Below are 21,077 nucleotides of genomic sequence, written 5' to 3'. Positions count from 1 at the left end.
GTGATGAAGGTTCCAGAGCAAGCTGTGCTCTAAGGCTGTCAGGGTTATGTTCAATAAGCAACCCTCAAAATGCCGAATAGAGTGTAGTATTTTGGTGACTGTCTTTTTGTCCCTGAAGGCAGGGGAATACATGATGAAAAGCCTCAGCTATGACATTGACTTTTTGCGCAAATATCCCCAAAAGTGAAGGCAAGAATCGGAATCACATACCTGAAAACAACCTCGTCAGATTTAGCTTGAGGTTCTTGCGGATCAGCGTCTAATTAGAAACTGAACTTTTTACCGCCAAGCTGTTCGCTGGATACTCGCAGCCGCGACGAAAGTTGTTCAGCAGTCCCGAGTTTCATTATTATGTCGTCCCAATTTTGAGGTTTAGGAATGAAGCCAACGGCTCAGAAAGAAGTCAAAGCTCATCGTAATTTTAAACAGGCCTCATCTTTTTCAGGCAGTTCCCAGGATCGCCGGCACGCGTCTCCTAATCGAAGCCGACGCACCCGGGATTCAGACTGGGATCATCTCTCGGTCGCGGATAAGGACGAAATCGAGCAGCTCGTTGAAGTTCTCAAGTCCGTCAAGGCTGGGGATTTTTCTGTACGTTTTGACTATGAGAAGGGCGACATTCTGGGGCGCGTGGGCGAGCTCCTGAACGATATTATCGGGCTGAATGAACATCTATCCAATGAACTGGTGCGGGTTGGTAAAATTGTCGGTCAGGAAGGACGCATGACCGAGCGCGCCTCGGTTGGTCCGGCCAAGGGCTCATGGGCCACCAGTGTGAACTCGGTGAACCAGCTGATCGGCGACCTGGTGGCGCCAACCAACGAAGTGGCGCGGGTGATCACGGCCGTGGCAAAAGGCGATCTTTCCCAGAAAATGATTCTGGAGATTGAAGGCCGCCCGGTCCGCGGGGAATTCCTGCGAATTGGCACGACCGTGAACTCGATGGTGGATCAGCTCAACTCCTTCGCGGCCGAGGTGACTCGGGTGGCCAAGGAAGTGGGGAACGAGGGCAAACTCGGTGGTCAGGCGGATGTGAAAGGTGTGTCCGGAACCTGGCGGGACCTTACGGATAATGTGAATGGCCTTGCCGGTAATCTGACGGCACAGGTGCGAAACATTGCCAAGGTGACAACGGCCGTGGCGAAGGGTGACCTGACGCAAAAAATTACCGTGGATGCGCGCGGAGAAATCCTGGAGCTGAAGAACACGATCAACGTGATGGTGGATCAGCTGTCTTCCTTTGCGGCCGAGGTGACTCGTGTGGCGAAAGAGGTGGGAACCGAAGGAAAACTCGGTGGCCAGGCGGAAGTGAAGGGTGTGTCGGGAACCTGGAAGGATCTGACAGATAATGTGAACGGTCTCGCTGCAAATCTGACGGCTCAGGTGCGTAACATTGCAAAAGTGACCACTGCTGTGGCGAACGGGGACTTGTCCCAGAAAATTACAGTGGACGCCCGCGGTGAGATCTATGAACTGAAGAATACGATCAACACCATGGTGGATACGCTCCGCTCCTTCGCGGCCGAGGTAACTCGCGTGGCGAAAGAGGTGGGTACCGAAGGAAAGCTCGGTGGCCAGGCGGATGTGAAAGGCGTGTCGGGAACCTGGAAGGATCTAACCGATAATGTGAACGGCCTCGCGGGGAATCTGACCGCTCAGGTCCGTAACATCGCGAAGGTGACCACCGCTGTGGCGAACGGTGACCTTTCGCAGAAGATTACTGTGGATGCGAAGGGTGAGATCCTGGAGCTGAAGAATACGATCAACACCATGGTGGATACGCTCCGCTCCTTCGCGGCCGAGGTAACTCGCGTGGCGAAAGAGGTGGGAACTGAAGGAAAGCTCGGCGGTCAGGCCGATGTGAAAGGCGTCGCCGGTACATGGAAGGACCTCACGGATAATGTGAACGGCCTCGCCGGCAACCTCACGGCCCAGGTGCGTAACATCGCAAAGGTGACCACCGCGGTGGCGAAGGGTGACCTTTCGCAGAAGATTACGGTGGATGCGAAGGGCGAGATCCTGGAGCTGAAGAATACGATCAACGTGATGGTGGACCAGTTGAACTCCTTCGCGGCCGAGGTAACCCGGGTGGCGAAAGAGGTGGGTACCGAAGGGAAACTCGGTGGTCAGGCCGATGTGAAAGGTGTCGCGGGTACCTGGAAAGATCTTACTGATAATGTAAACGGCCTCGCAGCAAATCTGACGGCTCAGGTGCGTAACATCGCAAACGTCACCACTGCGGTGGCAAAGGGTGACCTTTCGCAGAAGATCACTGTGGATGCGAAGGGCGAAATCTCCGAACTGAAAAACACGATTAACACGATGGTGGATACGCTCCGCTCCTTCGCGGCCGAGGTAACTCGCGTGGCGAAAGAGGTGGGTACCGAAGGGAAACTCGGTGGCCAGGCGGATGTGAAAGGTGTGTCGGGTACGTGGAAGGATCTGACCGATAACGTGAACGGCCTCGCGGCTAATCTGACAACTCAGGTGCGTAACATCGCGAAGGTGACCACCGCGGTGGCGAAGGGTGACCTTTCGCAGAAGATTACTGTGGATGCGAAGGGCGAGATCCTGGAGCTGAAGAACACGATCAACGTGATGGTGGACCAGCTGAACTCCTTCGCGGCCGAGGTAACCCGGGTGGCGAAAGAGGTGGGTACCGAAGGGAAACTCGGTGGCCAGGCGGAAGTGAAAGGCGTTTCCGGTATCTGGAAGGACCTGACCGACAACGTAAACTTCATGGCTGGTAACCTCACCAAGCAGGTGCGCGGCATCATCAAGGTTGTGACCGCGGTCGCGAACGGGAACCTGAATGAGAAGTTCGTCCTCGAAGCGAAAGGTGAGGTGGCCGCGCTGGCCGAAACCATCAACAGCATGACCGATACTCTCCGCATCTTTGCCGATCAGGTAACAACGGTTGCTCGCGAGGTGGGCATCGAAGGGAAGCTGGGAGCCCAGGCCCGCGTGCCCGGTGTGGCCGGAACCTGGAAGGACCTGACCGATAACGTGAACATCATGGCGTCGAACCTCACCACCCAGGTGCGTGGGATCGTGAAGGTCGTGACGGCGGTCGCCAACGGGAACCTGAATGAGAAGTTCGTCCTCGAAGCGAAAGGTGAGGTGGCCGCACTCGCGGAAACGATCAACAGCATGACCGACACTCTCCGTACCTTCGCCGATCAGGTAACGACCGTGGCCCGCGAGGTAGGAATCGAAGGCAAGCTGGGTGGTCAGGCGAAGGTGCCTGGCGCGTTTGGTACCTGGCGTGACCTGACCGATAACGTGAACCAGCTCGCGGGCAACCTGACTTCCCAGGTGCGTGCGATTGCCGAAGTCTCCACGGCGGTAACGAAGGGTGACCTGACCCGTTCGATCAATGTCGAGGCGATGGGTGAGGTGGCCGCGCTGAAAGATAACATCAACCAGATGATTGCCAACCTCAAGGACACGACACAGAAGAACAATGAACAGGACTGGCTGAAGACCAACCTTGCGAAGTTCTCGGGGATGATGCAAGGCCAACGGAACATCATCTCGGTGGCCCAGCTGATCATGTCGGAACTGACCCCGCTGGTCGGCGCGCAGCATGGTGGCTTCTTCATGATGGAAACCGCCGACGATCGCACGACGCCGGTCCTCAATCTGATTGCGAGCTATGGTTATACCGTACGGAAGAGTCTGTCGCATTCCTATCGCCTGAAGGAAAGCCTGATCGGGCAGTGTGCCTTTGAGAAAAAGCGCATCCTGATGTCCGATGTCCCGGAAGGTTTCATCCATATAGCGTCGGGCATGGGCGATGCCCCGGCCCGCAACGTCGTGGTGCTGCCGGTTCTCTTTGAAGGGGAAATCAAAGCCGTTATCGAACTGGCCTCGTTCAAGATCTTCAGCGAGAACCACCTGAGTTTCCTCGATCAGCTGATGGATTCCATCGGTGTGATCCTGAACATGATCTCCTCGTCGATGCGTACGGAGGAGCTGCTGCAGGAGCTGAAACGGTCCAACGCAGAACTCGAAGCCCAGGCGAACGAGCTGAACGAAAAAGCCAAACTCCTCGAAGTTAAAAACCGCGAGGTGGAACTGGCCAGCCGCAGCGTCGAGGAAAAAGCCGAGCAGCTGCAGCTCATTTCCAAGTACAAATCGGAATTCCTGGCGAACATGTCGCATGAGCTGCGCACGCCGCTCAATAGCCTCCTGATTCTGTCGAAGATGCTGGCCGAGAATAAGGACAAGAACCTGACACCGGAGCAGGTGAAATTTGCCAGCACTGTGTATTCCTCAGGCAACGACCTTCTGGCTTTGATCAATGAGATCCTGGATCTTTCGAAGATCGAAGCGGGCAAAATGCCGATCAATCCGAAGGAATTCGATCTGCCGGAAGTTCAGGATTATGTGGAACGTACATTCCGTCATATGGCAGAGCAAAAAGGTCTGGACTTCCAGATCATCATGGATCCCAATGTGCCGCGCACCATGTTCACCGATGTCAATCGCCTGCAGCAGGTTCTCAAGAACCTCCTATCGAACGCCTTCAAGTTTACCGAACGCGGTCGAGTGGTGATGACGGTCGGTCTGGTTGGCAAGGATCAGCGCATTGGTCAGGGAACTGTCCAGGCGTCGCAAAACATCATCGCCTTTTCGGTGAAGGACACCGGTATCGGCATCCCGCTGGAAAAACAAAAACTGATTTTCGAAGCCTTCCAGCAGGCGGATGGAACCACGAGTCGGAAGTATGGTGGGACGGGTCTCGGCCTGACGATCAGCCGCGAAATCACCCGTCTTCTGGGGGGCTGGCTGGAGGTGGTGAGTGCACCGGATCAAGGAAGCACCTTTACGCTGTACCTGCCTCAAAATTACAGCGGTGCAGAACTGGCGCAAACCACGCCCATCGAATCGAGCACCGAAAACAACGCGCACATCCCGCCGCTGCCTGAGGATGCCGACTTCAGTGGGGCCAAGATTCTGGTGGTCGACGACGATAGCCGCAATATCTTCGCTATTGATTCGGTGCTGGAGGAACGCAAAATGCAAGTGATCCATGCCGAGAATGGCAAGGTTGCTATTGCACATCTGCAGACCCATCCAGACGTGGATCTGGTTTTGATGGACATGATGATGCCGGAAATGGATGGTATTGAGGCAACCCAGAACATTCGTCAGGACCCCCGATTCAGTCGCTTGCCGATCATCTCCTTGACGGCCAAGGCCATGAAAGGTGATCGTGATAAGGCGATCCAGGCTGGGGCGTCGGACTACGTTACCAAACCGGTGGATCCGGAGAAACTGCTCTCAGTCATGTATGCCTGGTTGCAGAAGAAAAAAGCTTCGGTGAATTGAGGAGACATTATGGATCCGGCAGCGGCTGAAGCGCAGCCAACAGTTAATATTTTGTTGGTCGATGACAAGCCGAGCAATCTGATCGCGTTGGAATCCTTTCTGTGCATGCCGGACTATAACCTTGTCATGGCAAACTCTGGGAAGGAAGCCCTGGAGAAGTTGAAAACCGCCGAATTCGCCGTCATCCTTGCTGATGTAATGATGCCGGGAATGGACGGGTTTGAGCTTGCGCAGCGGATCAAACAATCCGAAAGTCTGCGCGAGATACCCATTATTTTCCTGACGGCCATGGAAGCCAATGTCGGGGATATCTTTCGCGGCTATGACGTCGGTGCAGTGGATTACCTGCAAAAGCCCCTGGCGCCTGAAGTGGTGAAAGCCAAGGTTGCTGTCTTTGTGCAGCTCTTCCGGCAAAAAATGCTGATTCGCAGCCAGGTGGCCGAGCTGCTGGAAAGTGAACGACGCGAAAAGGAATATCGCATTGCGGAGCTGAAACGGCAGGCGGCGATCCAATCGCAGCAAATCCGCGAAGCCCTTTTGGAAAATGCTTACAAAAAGCGCATTGAAAAGCTGCAGCGCATTCAGCTGGATGTGACCCGAATTCTGGCGGAGTCGAACAACATCAATGATGCAATGCCGCGGCTTCTCGAAATCGTGGGACGCGGCCTCGAATGGAGCTGGGCGGCGATCTGGGTGGTGGACAGCAGCCGGTCGCACCTTCAGGTCCAGCACATCTGGAACGATCAGGCGCCGGCCATGCTGGAACTGGCCGAACGCACCAGGAGAGTCCAGATCGAAAAAGGTGAGGATGGCGTCGGCATCGCCTGGGAAAAGGCCTGTCCCGTGTGGATACGCGAGGGATCCAGCCACCTGCAGGGCGAACGAAGGTTCGATGATCTCCAGGAACGCGGGATCGTGGCTCTGCCCATCTGGGAAGGCGATGAACTCGTGGCTGTTGTGGAATTTATCGATCCCGGCATCGACAGCGAGGATGGCCTCGTGCTGTCGGCCCTGGTCGATATTGGGTCTCGCGTCGGACTTTTCATCCAAAGGAAAAAAGCCGAGCAAACCCTCAAGGAAAGTGAAGAACGTTTCCGTCTGCTGGTCGCAGGCGTCAAGGATCACGCGATTTATATGCTCGATCCGAAAGGCAATGTGCGCACATGGAACGATGGCGCCCGGCGGATCAAGGGTTACGAGAGCGAAGAGATCATCGGTCAACGTCACGACTGCTTTTACACCGAGCAGGCGAAGCAGCAGGGCATTCCGGAAGAGGGACTGCGCCGGGCGATTGAGGATGGCAAATTCGAAGAGGAAGCTTTGCGGGTTCGCAAGGATGGTTCCATGTACTGGGCCAACTCCGTGATCACCGCGCTGCGTGATTCCTCGGACCAATTGCGCGGCTTCGCTATCGTCACGCGTGATATCACCGATCGCAAGACTGCCGATGAGACTCTGCAGCGAGCCTATGAAATCCTGGATATCCGGGTCAAGGAACGCACGGCGGAACTCGAACTTGCCAACAAGGCCTTACGGGCTGAGATCAGTGAACGCGAGCGGATTGAACGCCTGCTCCGGAAAAAGCAGGAGGAGCTGGTGGCCGCCAAGGAACTCGCCGAAGCCGCCAACAAAGCGAAGAGTGCGTTCCTGGCGAATATGAGCCACGAAATTCGCACGCCGCTCGGTGCGGTCATGGGCTTTTCCGAGCTGATGCTCGACGAAAATCAGCCCCTGGCGGAGCGCATGAATTGCGTCGAAGTCATCAAGCGCAACGGCAAACTCCTGTCTAATATCATCAATGATATTCTGGATCTTTCGAAGGTGGAGGCGGGCAAGCTGGACGTGGAAAAGGTGCTTGTGCCGTTGGATGATATCCTCACCGATATCAATATGCTGCTGTCCCTGGAAGCGCGGGAAAAGGGCCTGCGTTTGACCGTGACGACAGAAGGCCAGGTACCCTCGCATATCACCACCGACCCCCTGCGTCTCAGGCAGGTGCTCTTCAATATTGTGGGCAATGCCATCAAGTTTACCGATCACGGCATGATCTCGGTCATCATCAAACAGATGGACATCGAGGAGCGCGGTCAACGACTGGCGTTTATCATCCGTGACACCGGTCGCGGGATCAGCACCACCCAGGCCACACGACTTTTCGAACCCTTTGCTCAGGCGGACAGTTCCACAACCCGACGCTTCGGAGGGACCGGGCTGGGTCTTGTGCTATCGAAAAAACTCGCGAATTCCCTCGGCGGCGATGTGGAGCTTTCGAGCAGCATCCCCGGTGTGGGGAGTGAATTCATCGTGACGATCGATCCCGGTGAAACCATGCGCGCCGTGGCTCCGGTTCGTGCCGGGGCCGAGGCTCGCCATGAGGAGCTCAATGTGTCCTTGGAACATCTGCGTGTGCTTCTGGTCGAGGATAGCCAGGACAATCAGCTGCTCGTGACCCGGATGCTGAAGATGAGCGGCGTGAAAGTGGAAACCGCTTCAAACGGACGGGAAGGCGTGCAGAAAGCGCTCGCAGGTCAGTTCGATTGCATCCTCATGGATTTGCAGATGCCCGAGATGGATGGCTATGCCGCGGCTCAGGAACTGCGACGCCAGGGTTATGGCAAGCCGATCGTGGCGCTCACCGCGCATGCGATGGGTGAAGAGCGACAGCGCTGCCTCGCCAGTGGTTTCAATTCCCATATCAGCAAGCCTATCAGCCGCAAGGTGCTGATTCAGACGCTCGTGCAATATGGAAGCCACTTGAAAAAGGATCGGCAGGCGCCGGCGACCAGTCAGTTGCCGCGGACCATTTAAAAATCCCAATGGACCTGCAGCTGCAGTCCCTGCTCCGGTGCGGGCTGCAGTTGCATGGTGACCGTCGTGGGAAGGACATAAGGCCTCATGATGAGCGCATGCAGCACACCAAAGACATAGGTGCCGGCCGCGGCTCCAAGAGCCAGATTCAGGCGCTCCTGTTTTTCCTTCACAAAAACACGCTTGGCCTCGGAGAAGGCATCAAGATCCTCCTGGGAAACCGTGGGGTCCACCTGCGCGCGTCGGATGGCAGCCAGCTCATTGTCCTCGGCCTGCTGGATATCCTGGGTGGCTTGAACGATCACACCGACCGCATAAAGCTGCGTGCCCAGAAACAGGGTGCCGAGGAGAAAATCCCCGTTATAAAATTGCCCCGCGCCCAGCGGCATGAAATGCGCAAAACTCACCGGCTCGCGTTCCAGCTCGATCGGTTCATCGGACGAGGAGTCTGAGGTCTGCGGACCTTTTTCCTCGGGCATGGCGAGGCTGTTCTTTTTGGATTCAGGCGGATCGGCGAGCTTTCTCGCGCTCTCATCCTCGGCCGGCAGGACCGGCGGAACCTTGTCCTTTTTCTCTTCGCGCGCCCGGCGGGCTTCCAGTTTCCGCCGCTCGCGTTCCTTCTCCTTTTCCCGTGCGATTCGCTGCTGTCGGGCTTTATCCTTGTCCTTCTCTTTTTCCTTCTCCACCGCTTTGGACGGCTGCTTTTCCAGGTCGATCTCGTAGACATTTTCCACGAGTTTGTTCACGGCGATCTTCACCCGCCGTGGGCGATAGCCTTTCGCCTGCAGAATGATCTCCCGGGTGCCGGGCGGCGCTTCGAGTGAAGTATTGACAGGACCCAGAAGGATGCCATCCATGAGGATTTCAGCATCCTTGACCGGGGATTTCACCAGAATGCGAGTGTTTGGCTTGGGCGCGTTTTTTCGCTCCGTGATTGCGCGTTTGATATTCTGAAAGAAAGGCAGCACGGATTCATCGAGAGCTTCCTTCGCTTCGATGCTGCAACTCAAATCGGTGGCCAGGCATTGTTCAAAATTCTTCCCAGCCTCGGCCTGACGGCCCAGTGTATAATGGCTCAAACCGATATATTTATAGATTTTCACTTTTTCTGATTTGCTGGGCTTTTTCTTCAGGGCCTTTTGCAAATCCTGTATGGCCTTATCGAATTCGCCCTTGGCATAATGCTGCAGACCCTGCTTATAGGCCGAGGGTTTGCCGGTCGCGGAGGGGGAAACGAAGACAAAGAACAGCCCAGCGAGACAGACTGTGAGAAGTCGCCTCAGCCAAGGTCTGGGTCGCAGATCTTTAAAACGTGACGTCTCCATCGCATTCACTTGAAGTCAGCTGTAAACGTCTGGGAACCGAACCTGAATGAGAAGTTCGTCCTCGAAGCGAAAGGTGAGGTGGCCGCGCTGGCCGAAACCATCAACAGCATGACCGATACTCTCCGCATCTTTGCCGATCAGGTAACAACGGTTGCTCGCGAGGTGGGCATCGAAGGGAAGCTGGGAGCCCAGGCCCGCGTGCCCGGTGTGGCCGGAACCTGGAAGGACCTGACCGATAACGTGAACATCATGGCGTCGAACCTCACCACCCAGGTGCGTGGGATCGTGAAGGTCGTGACGGCGGTCGCCAACGGGAACCTGAATGAGAAGTTCGTCCTCGAAGCGAAAGGTGAGGTGGCCGCACTCGCGGAAACGATCAACAGCATGACCGACACTCTCCGTACCTTCGCCGATCAGGTAACGACCGTGGCCCGCGAGGTAGGAATCGAAGGCAAGCTGGGTGGTCAGGCGAAGGTGCCTGGCGCGTTTGGTACCTGGCGTGACCTGACCGATAACGTGAACCAGCTCGCGGGCAACCTGACTTCCCAGGTGCGTGCGATTGCCGAAGTCTCCACGGCGGTAACGAAGGGTGACCTGACCCGTTCGATCAATGTCGAGGCGATGGGTGAGGTGGCCGCGCTGAAAGATAACATCAACCAGATGATTGCCAACCTCAAGGACACGACACAGAAGAACAATGAACAGGACTGGCTGAAGACCAACCTTGCGAAGTTCTCGGGGATGATGCAAGGCCAACGGAACATCATCTCGGTGGCCCAGCTGATCATGTCGGAACTGACCCCGCTGGTCGGCGCGCAGCATGGTGGCTTCTTCATGATGGAAACCGCCGACGATCGCACGACGCCGGTCCTCAATCTGATTGCGAGCTATGGTTATACCGTACGGAAGAGTCTGTCGCATTCCTATCGCCTGAAGGAAAGCCTGATCGGGCAGTGTGCCTTTGAGAAAAAGCGCATCCTGATGTCCGATGTCCCGGAAGGTTTCATCCATATAGCGTCGGGCATGGGCGATGCCCCGGCCCGCAACGTCGTGGTGCTGCCGGTTCTCTTTGAAGGGGAAATCAAAGCCGTTATCGAACTGGCCTCGTTCAAGATCTTCAGCGAGAACCACCTGAGTTTCCTCGATCAGCTGATGGATTCCATCGGTGTGATCCTGAACATGATCTCCTCGTCGATGCGTACGGAGGAGCTGCTGCAGGAGCTGAAACGGTCCAACGCAGAACTCGAAGCCCAGGCGAACGAGCTGAACGAAAAAGCCAAACTCCTCGAAGTTAAAAACCGCGAGGTGGAACTGGCCAGCCGCAGCGTCGAGGAAAAAGCCGAGCAGCTGCAGCTCATTTCCAAGTACAAATCGGAATTCCTGGCGAACATGTCGCATGAGCTGCGCACGCCGCTCAATAGCCTCCTGATTCTGTCGAAGATGCTGGCCGAGAATAAGGACAAGAACCTGACACCGGAGCAGGTGAAATTTGCCAGCACTGTGTATTCCTCAGGCAACGACCTTCTGGCTTTGATCAATGAGATCCTGGATCTTTCGAAGATCGAAGCGGGCAAAATGCCGATCAATCCGAAGGAATTCGATCTGCCGGAAGTTCAGGATTATGTGGAACGTACATTCCGTCATATGGCAGAGCAAAAAGGTCTGGACTTCCAGATCATCATGGATCCCAATGTGCCGCGCACCATGTTCACCGATGTCAATCGCCTGCAGCAGGTTCTCAAGAACCTCCTATCGAACGCCTTCAAGTTTACCGAACGCGGTCGAGTGGTGATGACGGTCGGTCTGGTTGGCAAGGATCAGCGCATTGGTCAGGGAACTGTCCAGGCGTCGCAAAACATCATCGCCTTTTCGGTGAAGGACACCGGTATCGGCATCCCGCTGGAAAAACAAAAACTGATTTTCGAAGCCTTCCAGCAGGCGGATGGAACCACGAGTCGGAAGTATGGTGGGACGGGTCTCGGCCTGACGATCAGCCGCGAAATCACCCGTCTTCTGGGGGGCTGGCTGGAGGTGGTGAGTGCACCGGATCAAGGAAGCACCTTTACGCTGTACCTGCCTCAAAATTACAGCGGTGCAGAACTGGCGCAAACCACGCCCATCGAATCGAGCACCGAAAACAACGCGCACATCCCGCCGCTGCCTGAGGATGCCGACTTCAGTGGGGCCAAGATTCTGGTGGTCGACGACGATAGCCGCAATATCTTCGCTATTGATTCGGTGCTGGAGGAACGCAAAATGCAAGTGATCCATGCCGAGAATGGCAAGGTTGCTATTGCACATCTGCAGACCCATCCAGACGTGGATCTGGTTTTGATGGACATGATGATGCCGGAAATGGATGGTATTGAGGCAACCCAGAACATTCGTCAGGACCCCCGATTCAGTCGCTTGCCGATCATCTCCTTGACGGCCAAGGCCATGAAAGGTGATCGTGATAAGGCGATCCAGGCTGGGGCGTCGGACTACGTTACCAAACCGGTGGATCCGGAGAAACTGCTCTCAGTCATGTATGCCTGGTTGCAGAAGAAAAAAGCTTCGGTGAATTGAGGAGACATTATGGATCCGGCAGCGGCTGAAGCGCAGCCAACAGTTAATATTTTGTTGGTCGATGACAAGCCGAGCAATCTGATCGCGTTGGAATCCTTTCTGTGCATGCCGGACTATAACCTTGTCATGGCAAACTCTGGGAAGGAAGCCCTGGAGAAGTTGAAAACCGCCGAATTCGCCGTCATCCTTGCTGATGTAATGATGCCGGGAATGGACGGGTTTGAGCTTGCGCAGCGGATCAAACAATCCGAAAGTCTGCGCGAGATACCCATTATTTTCCTGACGGCCATGGAAGCCAATGTCGGGGATATCTTTCGCGGCTATGACGTCGGTGCAGTGGATTACCTGCAAAAGCCCCTGGCGCCTGAAGTGGTGAAAGCCAAGGTTGCTGTCTTTGTGCAGCTCTTCCGGCAAAAAATGCTGATTCGCAGCCAGGTGGCCGAGCTGCTGGAAAGTGAACGACGCGAAAAGGAATATCGCATTGCGGAGCTGAAACGGCAGGCGGCGATCCAATCGCAGCAAATCCGCGAAGCCCTTTTGGAAAATGCTTACAAAAAGCGCATTGAAAAGCTGCAGCGCATTCAGCTGGATGTGACCCGAATTCTGGCGGAGTCGAACAACATCAATGATGCAATGCCGCGGCTTCTCGAAATCGTGGGACGCGGCCTCGAATGGAGCTGGGCGGCGATCTGGGTGGTGGACAGCAGCCGGTCGCACCTTCAGGTCCAGCACATCTGGAACGATCAGGCGCCGGCCATGCTGGAACTGGCCGAACGCACCAGGAGAGTCCAGATCGAAAAAGGTGAGGATGGCGTCGGCATCGCCTGGGAAAAGGCCTGTCCCGTGTGGATACGCGAGGGATCCAGCCACCTGCAGGGCGAACGAAGGTTCGATGATCTCCAGGAACGCGGGATCGTGGCTCTGCCCATCTGGGAAGGCGATGAACTCGTGGCTGTTGTGGAATTTATCGATCCCGGCATCGACAGCGAGGATGGCCTCGTGCTGTCGGCCCTGGTCGATATTGGGTCTCGCGTCGGACTTTTCATCCAAAGGAAAAAAGCCGAGCAAACCCTCAAGGAAAGTGAAGAACGTTTCCGTCTGCTGGTCGCAGGCGTCAAGGATCACGCGATTTATATGCTCGATCCGAAAGGCAATGTGCGCACATGGAACGATGGCGCCCGGCGGATCAAGGGTTACGAGAGCGAAGAGATCATCGGTCAACGTCACGACTGCTTTTACACCGAGCAGGCGAAGCAGCAGGGCATTCCGGAAGAGGGACTGCGCCGGGCGATTGAGGATGGCAAATTCGAAGAGGAAGCTTTGCGGGTTCGCAAGGATGGTTCCATGTACTGGGCCAACTCCGTGATCACCGCGCTGCGTGATTCCTCGGACCAATTGCGCGGCTTCGCTATCGTCACGCGTGATATCACCGATCGCAAGACTGCCGATGAGACTCTGCAGCGAGCCTATGAAATCCTGGATATCCGGGTCAAGGAACGCACGGCGGAACTCGAACTTGCCAACAAGGCCTTACGGGCTGAGATCAGTGAACGCGAGCGGATTGAACGCCTGCTCCGGAAAAAGCAGGAGGAGCTGGTGGCCGCCAAGGAACTCGCCGAAGCCGCCAACAAAGCGAAGAGTGCGTTCCTGGCGAATATGAGCCACGAAATTCGCACGCCGCTCGGTGCGGTCATGGGCTTTTCCGAGCTGATGCTCGACGAAAATCAGCCCCTGGCGGAGCGCATGAATTGCGTCGAAGTCATCAAGCGCAACGGCAAACTCCTGTCTAATATCATCAATGATATTCTGGATCTTTCGAAGGTGGAGGCGGGCAAGCTGGACGTGGAAAAGGTGCTTGTGCCGTTGGATGATATCCTCACCGATATCAATATGCTGCTGTCCCTGGAAGCGCGGGAAAAGGGCCTGCGTTTGACCGTGACGACAGAAGGCCAGGTACCCTCGCATATCACCACCGACCCCCTGCGTCTCAGGCAGGTGCTCTTCAATATTGTGGGCAATGCCATCAAGTTTACCGATCACGGCATGATCTCGGTCATCATCAAACAGATGGACATCGAGGAGCGCGGTCAACGACTGGCGTTTATCATCCGTGACACCGGTCGCGGGATCAGCACCACCCAGGCCACACGACTTTTCGAACCCTTTGCTCAGGCGGACAGTTCCACAACCCGACGCTTCGGAGGGACCGGGCTGGGTCTTGTGCTATCGAAAAAACTCGCGAATTCCCTCGGCGGCGATGTGGAGCTTTCGAGCAGCATCCCCGGTGTGGGGAGTGAATTCATCGTGACGATCGATCCCGGTGAAACCATGCGCGCCGTGGCTCCGGTTCGTGCCGGGGCCGAGGCTCGCCATGAGGAGCTCAATGTGTCCTTGGAACATCTGCGTGTGCTTCTGGTCGAGGATAGCCAGGACAATCAGCTGCTCGTGACCCGGATGCTGAAGATGAGCGGCGTGAAAGTGGAAACCGCTTCAAACGGACGGGAAGGCGTGCAGAAAGCGCTCGCAGGTCAGTTCGATTGCATCCTCATGGATTTGCAGATGCCCGAGATGGATGGCTATGCCGCGGCTCAGGAACTGCGACGCCAGGGTTATGGCAAGCCGATCGTGGCGCTCACCGCGCATGCGATGGGTGAAGAGCGACAGCGCTGCCTCGCCAGTGGTTTCAATTCCCATATCAGCAAGCCTATCAGCCGCAAGGTGCTGATTCAGACGCTCGTGCAATATGGAAGCCACTTGAAAAAGGATCGGCAGGCGCCGGCGACCAGTCAGTTGCCGCGGACCATTTAAAAATCCCAATGGACCTGCAGCTGCAGTCCCTGCTCCGGTGCGGGCTGCAGTTGCATGGTGACCGTCGTGGGAAGGACATAAGGCCTCATGATGAGCGCATGCAGCACACCAAAGACATAGGTGCCGGCCGCGGCTCCAAGAGCCAGATTCAGGCGCTCCTGTTTTTCCTTCACAAAAACACGCTTGGCCTCGGAGAAGGCATCAAGATCCTCCTGGGAAACCGTGGGGTCCACCTGCGCGCGTCGGATGGCAGCCAGCTCATTGTCCTCGGCCTGCTGGATATCCTGGGTGGCTTGAACGATCACACCGACCGCATAAAGCTGCGTGCCCAGAAACAGGGTGCCGAGGAGAAAATCCCCGTTATAAAATTGCCCCGCGCCCAGCGGCATGAAATGCGCAAAACTCACCGGCTCGCGTTCCAGCTCGATCGGTTCATCGGACGAGGAGTCTGAGGTCTGCGGACCTTTTTCCTCGGGCATGGCGAGGCTGTTCTTTTTGGATTCAGGCGGATCGGCGAGCTTTCTCGCGCTCTCATCCTCGGCCGGCAGGACCGGCGGAACCTTGTCCTTTTTCTCTTCGCGCGCCCGGCGGGCTTCCAGTTTCCGCCGCTCGCGTTCCTTCTCCTTTTCCCGTGCGATTCGCTGCTGTCGGGCTTTATCCTTGTCCTTCTCTTTTTCCTTCTCCACCGCTTTGGACGGCTGCTTTTCCAGGTCGATCTCGTAGACATTTTCCACGAGTTTGTTCACGGCGATCTTCACCCGCCGTGGGCGATAGCCTTTCGCCTGCAGAATGATCTCCCGGGTGCCGGGCGGCGCTTCGAGTGAAGTATTGACAGGACCCAGAAGGATGCCATCCATGAGGATTTCAGCATCCTTGACCGGGGATTTCACCAGAATGCGAGTGTTTGGCTTGGGCGCGTTTTTTCGCTCCGTGATTGCGCGTTTGATATTCTGAAAGAAAGGCAGCACGGATTCATCGAGAGCTTCCTTCGCTTCGATGCTGCAACTCAAATCGGTGGCCAGGCATTGTTCAAAATTCTTCCCAGCCTCGGCCTGACGGCCCAGTGTATAATGGCTCAAACCGATATATTTATAGATTTTCACTTTTTCTGATTTGCTGGGCTTTTTCTTCAGGGCCTTTTGCAAATCCTGTATGGCCTTATCGAATTCGCCCTTGGCATAATGCTGCAGACCCTGCTTATAGGCCGAGGGTTTGCCGGTCGCGGAGGGGGAAACGAAGACAAAGAACAGCCCAGCGAGACAGACTGTGAGAAGTCGCCTCAGCCAAGGTCTGGGTCGCAGATCTTTAAAACGTGACGTCTCCATCGCATTCACTTGAAGTCAGCTGTAAACGTCTGGGAACCATCGTTCTCCCTCAATTCAAACACGCGACTGACGACTTCCTGCTCGTAAGTCACGACCACCCGATAGGTGCCCGGCCGCAGATTCAAAATCATGGAAGGTCGCGTCATATTCACTTCCTTGCGCCGCCCGCCGTCCTTTAAGTCCTCTATGACAAGCTGCGCCGGGTTGCGATTGGAACGGATATTCAGCTCGACCAGGTCCACGGTTTTCAGCAGCGTTACGTTCACATTCTTCTGTTCACTGGCTTTGATTTGAACCTGCTGCTCATCAATCCGGTAACCCCTGCGCTTCAAACGCAGGGAATAGGAACCCGGATCCAGTCGTATGCCTTGACTCGCGATCTCAGGGTCATTGGTGGTTCCATAGGGTTTGCCATCGATAAAGATTTCCGCGGCTGGCAGTGCCGTGACCCGCAGAATGCCAGGCTCGCCCTTTTTCGGCGGTTCCGGCGGCAGACGGTCGGTGACCGGTGCGCTTCTTTCAGGAACCGAGGCGAGCTGAGGGCGACCCTCGTTCACCGGAGGCACCGTCGGCACAGGATCCGGCGTAGGCTGAGGCGTGGTTGCCCCCGGGTTTCTTCCCCGGGATGCGGTCTCGGATGGCGTCGGCATGGACGCCTTGTTCGCGCGACCTGGTCCATTCAGGGTCTTATTGGTGGTGACCACCGCCCGCCCGGATTTAAAGGTGGCGGTTTCCTTTTCGCTGACAACGGGCGGCTTGTTGTTATCGATCACCACCGTCTGGCTTTCCACCATGGGGGGCGTTGGCGTTTCCACGGGAGCCGGATCCTGGTCTGTTCTGTTCGACCGGGACGATGAATCACCGCGTGGATTTGCGCCCTTTCTGTTCTTTTGCTCGAGCTGCTGGGCGACCCGCGAACTGTCGCGTTTCACCTGGTTCATGAGCTTGTCGCCGCCAAAGATAAAGACCAGAGCAATGGCCGCAATCAGACCAAAGATCACATAGGTGCTGCTGTTCGATTTCTTGCGCCGCTCAAAACTGCCCACCTCCCGAATGATCGCCTTCTGTGGTTTCGATCGCTGGGAACGCGACTGCACCGACTGCGGCGGAATCGTGGCCGGAGGACGCCCAGGCGACTGAGGATAATGGGTCGGCTGCGACGGACGCGGCGGTGGAACATTCGCCGGCGGTGGCTGCGGGAGTATCTGCGTGGGCTGATCACCCGCGGCGCCGGGATGATGATTCATATGTTTCTGCTGCGGTGCATGTCCGCGCGAACCCGCGTTATTTTGATTGCCATCCACAGGACGTGCGGCACGCGGCGGTGTGGTGTTCGAGCGTGACGGCTTGGGCTGGCTCAGAGCTCTGGTTTCCGCGGCGTGATCCGACCCTTCGCGGTTGATGGAGGTGTAGTGACTGCGTGAACTGCGAGGCTTGCTCTGATCCAGGATGTTCTTATGCGATTCGATTTTGGGAACCGTGGTCTTCGGCAATTTGAGTTTGGCGAGGCGCTCATCAAAGGCCATCCGGTTGTTGGTATACTGCTCCAGCTCCTTCGAGCTTTCGCTGAAGCCAAAGCCTTTGAGAAATTGATCCAGGGCTCCGGACATTTCCAGGATATCCTGGAAGCGTTCCTCCTTGGCACTTTTCAAACCTTTGTTGATGATCTCGTTGATGACAAAGGGCAGGTCGGGAGCCAGAAGATTGGCTGCGGTATAGCGCCCCACCATGATCTTGTTTATCACTTCCGCTGTGGTCTGACCGGAATAGGGCAGAACACCCGTGACGATTTCATAGAAGAGCACGGACAAACTGTAGATATCCGCCCGCACATCGACATCGCTGCCGCGGATCTGTTCCGGCGACATGTAGCTCGGTGAACCCATGAAGGTCCCGGTCTGGGTGGCTTTGGCCCGATGCACCTTGGCAATCCCAAAGTCCATGAGTTTCACCTGACCCGAGTCGAGCAGCATGATGTTTTCAGGTTTGATATCGCGATGCACGATATTCAGCTTGTGCGCCTCGTGCAAAGCCCGACAGACTTCCCGGGTGATGAGGATCGCCACGATAGGATGCAGACGATTTTTCGGATAGCGCTTCACATACTCCGCAAGGTCCACCCCATAAAGGATTTCCGACACCATCCAGAGCTGTTCGGAGTCAAGACCCGAGAAATCATAGACTTTAATAATGTTCGGATGGTCAAGGTTCGATACCGTTTTGGCTTCGAGCAGGAATCGCTCGCGGATATCAGGATTGCGCGCCAAATGCTGGTGCAAAATCTTAATGGCCACCCGGCGATCGAGTTTTTCATCAAGGGCCGCATACACGGAGGCCATGCCCCCTTCTCCGATGAGGCCTTTGATTCGATAGCGATTGCCGATCAGCTGTTTCTGCATTCGACCCATGTCTCTGTGCTTGCAGGGAAAAATTTCCCTACCGGGTTTGAGCGAAAGGGGCGCTTGTTTCCGCTCCTCCTATCGGTCTGAAGCGGGTGGCACTTAAGTCGGCGTCTGGGAGTTTTGGCTGTCAAAATGCGAACTTGAATCATTCTTGCGGGTCAGGGATGGGCAAGTCTTTGAAAGCAATGATATTTCAGAAAGCGAAGGCCCTCCTGACCAAAAAAAATGGCCAGGAAAGCTCAGGATTTATTTCGTCAACTGGAGATGCTGGCGGAAAAAATGAAGAGTGCGCTCAAAGCGTCGGGCATCCAATTCCGCGTCGGAGATCATATGGGTCTGACCCATGAGAGGAAGGAATTCATACGGCCAGGCGGCCCGCTCCAGACTGTCGACCAATTTCATGGAATTGAAAAAGAAGACATTGTCATCCGCCGTGCCGTGAATCACCAGCAGCGGCCTTGGTGTTTTGGAGCGGCGCTCCGGTTGCAGAAGAGTCAGAAGCGAACTGGAGGCATAGGCATCCTTATCCTTCTCCGGCAGCCCAAGATAACGTTCGGTGTAAGCCGTATCATAGTCCAACCAATCCACGGGAGGCGCACCAGCGACACCGGCCTTGTAAACATCCGGGCGCGCGAGGACCGCATAGGCCGCAAAGTAACCGCCATACGACCAGCCGAAGACGCCGATGCGATTCGCATCGAGTTCCGGATACTCCCGGCAAAGAAGTTTCAAGGCTTCCGCGTGTTCCTCCACCGGCAGGGAGCCAAACTTTTTGAAGATGGCCTTTTCCCAATCCCGGCCGCGATCCGGGGTGCCCCTCGTATCCATGCGCACGACCACGGTCTGCAGGGCATCGGCCAGCACCTGATCCTCAAGGTAAGGCCGGCCTGAAGCGCGAACCTGAAGCGAACCAGGACCGCCATAGGCATGCTCCAGGACCGGATACTTTTTCTTCGGATCAAAATTGGACGGACGAATGATGATCGTGCGAATCTCCTGCGGACCGATGCGCACGATCGTGGCATTGGTCTTCATCACGGGCTCCGCCGCGGCCGAGGGCAGCACCTGCTCCTTGTCATCCGTCCAGGTGCGCACAATCGTTTTATCATCACCCTGGAGTGTGGTGACCCGGGCGGCGAAAAGCTGTTCATGAAAACGGCTTGTTACAGCCGCGCTGCCGCCCTCCTGCTGCAGAACGGGCTGCGTGCTGCCATCCTGGATGCGGGTGGCATAAATTTGGGAAGCGACGCTGTCCGCCGCGGCTTCATAATAAACAGTCTGACCATCCGCTGACGCCCCGAGGACACCGCGCACGTGCAGATTTTCTGGACTGAGCATGCGCAGGAAACGTCCGCTTTCATCATGGAGTTCGAGACGCTTCGGACCCGTGCGTTCGGACGACCAGATGAAACCCTGCTTGTTGGGAAGCCAAAGCGGAACCGAGCGATCGATATCCACCCACGCGGCGTCGGTTTCCTTGAGCAGGGTCTGAGTACGGCCCGTTTTGGGATCCGCGATGACCAGGCGGGCTTCATTCTGCAGGCGATTCAGGAGCAGAAAAGAGGGCTTGCCGTGTTTGCTCCACTGCACCGGACCCACATATTCAAAAGGTTCCTTGCCAAAATCAATCCAGGTGATCGCTCCTCCCTTGGCTGAAATAAAACCAAAGCGGAATTTCGCATTGGCCTTGCCGGGCCTTGGATAATAAGGCCGCTGCGGCTCCGCATCGGGACGGAAGGGATCGGCGATGGAGAGGCGCTCCACATGACTTTGATCGACGGCCTGCAGCAAAAGCGTCCGGCTATCCGGCGACCACCAGAACCCATCCTTGCGATTCAGTTCCTCCTGCGCGATGAATTCCGCCACACCAAAACTTTTCTCCTCCGTGCCGCCCTTGGTCAGAGCCACAGCGGCTCCACCACTGAGGGGAGCCACATAAAGATTGCTCGCGCGCACAAAGGCCACCTGTTTGGCATCGGGGGAAATCTTTGGACCAAAGGCTGGTCCCTGACCTGGACCGATCTCGCGGTTCTTTTGCGTTTTACGATCATAAAGAAAAAGTTTGCCCTTCACCGGTGTGAGGATCCAGGCGCCCTGGGGATCATTCTCATAAAAACTGATGCCGCCCGTGAGCAGGCGCAGGCGTTCGCGCAGGGCCTTTTCCTCGGCGGAAACCGGGCCCTCGCCTGGCGATAGCATCGCGGCATCCAGCACCTTGGTTTCCTTGCCGGTCCGACGATCGAATTCATAAACAGCGGCTGCCGTCGAAGGCGGTATCGCCTTTTGATAGAGAACCCGCGCGCCGTCATCCAGAACGTGCACATTGAAAGGCGCGCCTAATCGAAAATTGCGTGTCGAACGGAGCTGTTCCCGCAGCTCCTGCCAGGGTTCAACCGCCGGTGTCGGCCCGGGTTCAGCGAGCGCAGAAGCCATGGGTATGAGAAGGCTGCTCCAAAGGGACAGGCGCAGCAGAGTGGGAAAACCATAAATGGGACGTAGGCTCATGA

The 21,077-nt window shown here is 56.2% G+C and carries 7 protein-coding genes and 1 pseudogene; 4 read left to right on the top strand and 4 right to left on the bottom strand.

Features of this window, described 5'->3' with window-relative positions; genetic code table 11:
• The first annotated feature begins 540 nt into the window (after positions 1-540).
• Together OLTU_RS24215 and OLTU_RS24210 are read left to right on the top strand one after the other, a co-directional pair.
• Positions 541-5,334, top strand: coding sequence for a HAMP domain-containing protein (locus OLTU_RS24215; protein WP_439956697.1), 4,794 nt, complete (start codon positions 541-543; stop codon positions 5,332-5,334).
• Positions 5,335-5,343: 9 nt separating this feature from the next.
• A complete protein-coding gene (locus tag OLTU_RS24210; RefSeq protein WP_141735324.1) occupies positions 5,344-8,142 on the top strand; it encodes a response regulator in 2,799 nt (932 codons plus the stop codon).
• Here OLTU_RS24210 and OLTU_RS24205 read toward each other — a convergent pair.
• The gene (locus OLTU_RS24205; protein ID WP_141735323.1) at positions 8,139-9,467 is read right to left on the bottom strand and encodes a tetratricopeptide repeat protein; all 1,329 of its coding nucleotides are present in this window, start codon (positions 9,465-9,467) and stop codon (positions 8,139-8,141) included. The two genes, OLTU_RS24210 and OLTU_RS24205, sit on opposite strands and share 4 nt — an antisense overlap.
• 39 nt (positions 9,468-9,506) lie before the next feature.
• Between OLTU_RS24205 and OLTU_RS24200 the strand changes: the two are divergent.
• Both OLTU_RS24200 and OLTU_RS24195 read left to right on the top strand, forming a co-directional pair.
• Positions 9,507-12,035: pseudogene (locus tag OLTU_RS24200) on the top strand (response regulator); the annotation flags it as partial.
• Between the two features lie 9 nt (positions 12,036-12,044).
• Complete coding sequence (locus tag OLTU_RS24195; protein WP_141735324.1) at positions 12,045-14,843, top strand: response regulator; 2,799 nt, start codon at positions 12,045-12,047, stop codon at positions 14,841-14,843.
• Here OLTU_RS24195 and OLTU_RS24190 read toward each other — a convergent pair.
• The 3 genes from OLTU_RS24190 to OLTU_RS24180 all read right to left on the bottom strand — a co-directional run bounded on the left by OLTU_RS24190 (position 14,840) and on the right by OLTU_RS24180 (position 21,075).
• Positions 14,840-16,168, bottom strand: coding sequence for a tetratricopeptide repeat protein (locus OLTU_RS24190; RefSeq protein WP_141735323.1), 1,329 nt, complete (start codon positions 16,166-16,168; stop codon positions 14,840-14,842). The two genes, OLTU_RS24195 and OLTU_RS24190, sit on opposite strands and share 4 nt — an antisense overlap.
• Before the next feature lie 5 nt (positions 16,169-16,173).
• Positions 16,174-18,576 (bottom strand): serine/threonine protein kinase, encoded by a 2,403-nt coding sequence (locus OLTU_RS24185; RefSeq protein WP_141735322.1) that lies wholly within the window; start codon positions 18,574-18,576, stop codon positions 16,174-16,176.
• A 240-nt stretch (positions 18,577-18,816) separates the two neighbouring features.
• Positions 18,817-21,075, bottom strand: a complete 2,259-nt coding sequence (locus tag OLTU_RS24180) for a S9 family peptidase (RefSeq protein ID WP_141735321.1) — start codon at positions 21,073-21,075, stop codon at positions 18,817-18,819.
• Positions 21,076-21,077 lie beyond the last annotated feature (2 nt).

The organism is Oligoflexus tunisiensis, from assembly GCF_001748245.1.
Taxonomy (GTDB): Bacteria; Bdellovibrionota_B; Oligoflexia; order Oligoflexales; family Oligoflexaceae; genus Oligoflexus; species Oligoflexus tunisiensis.
This window is presented reverse-complemented; position numbering and strand designations above follow the sequence as displayed.

Excerpts from the sequence above, each read along its gene's own strand:
- OLTU_RS24190 (WP_141735323.1), bottom strand. The coding sequence starts at position 16,168 with ATGGAGACGTCACGTTTTAAAGATCTGCGACCCAGACCTTGGCTGAGG.
- OLTU_RS24210 (WP_141735324.1), top strand. The coding sequence starts at position 5,344 with ATGGATCCGGCAGCGGCTGAAGCGCAGCCAACAGTTAATATTTTGTTG.
- OLTU_RS24205 (WP_141735323.1), bottom strand. The coding sequence starts at position 9,467 with ATGGAGACGTCACGTTTTAAAGATCTGCGACCCAGACCTTGGCTGAGG.
- OLTU_RS24185 (WP_141735322.1), bottom strand. The coding sequence starts at position 18,576 with ATGGGTCGAATGCAGAAACAGCTGATCGGCAATCGCTATCGAATCAAA.
- OLTU_RS24195 (WP_141735324.1), top strand. The coding sequence starts at position 12,045 with ATGGATCCGGCAGCGGCTGAAGCGCAGCCAACAGTTAATATTTTGTTG.
- OLTU_RS24180 (WP_141735321.1), bottom strand. The coding sequence starts at position 21,075 with ATGAGCCTACGTCCCATTTATGGTTTTCCCACTCTGCTGCGCCTGTCC.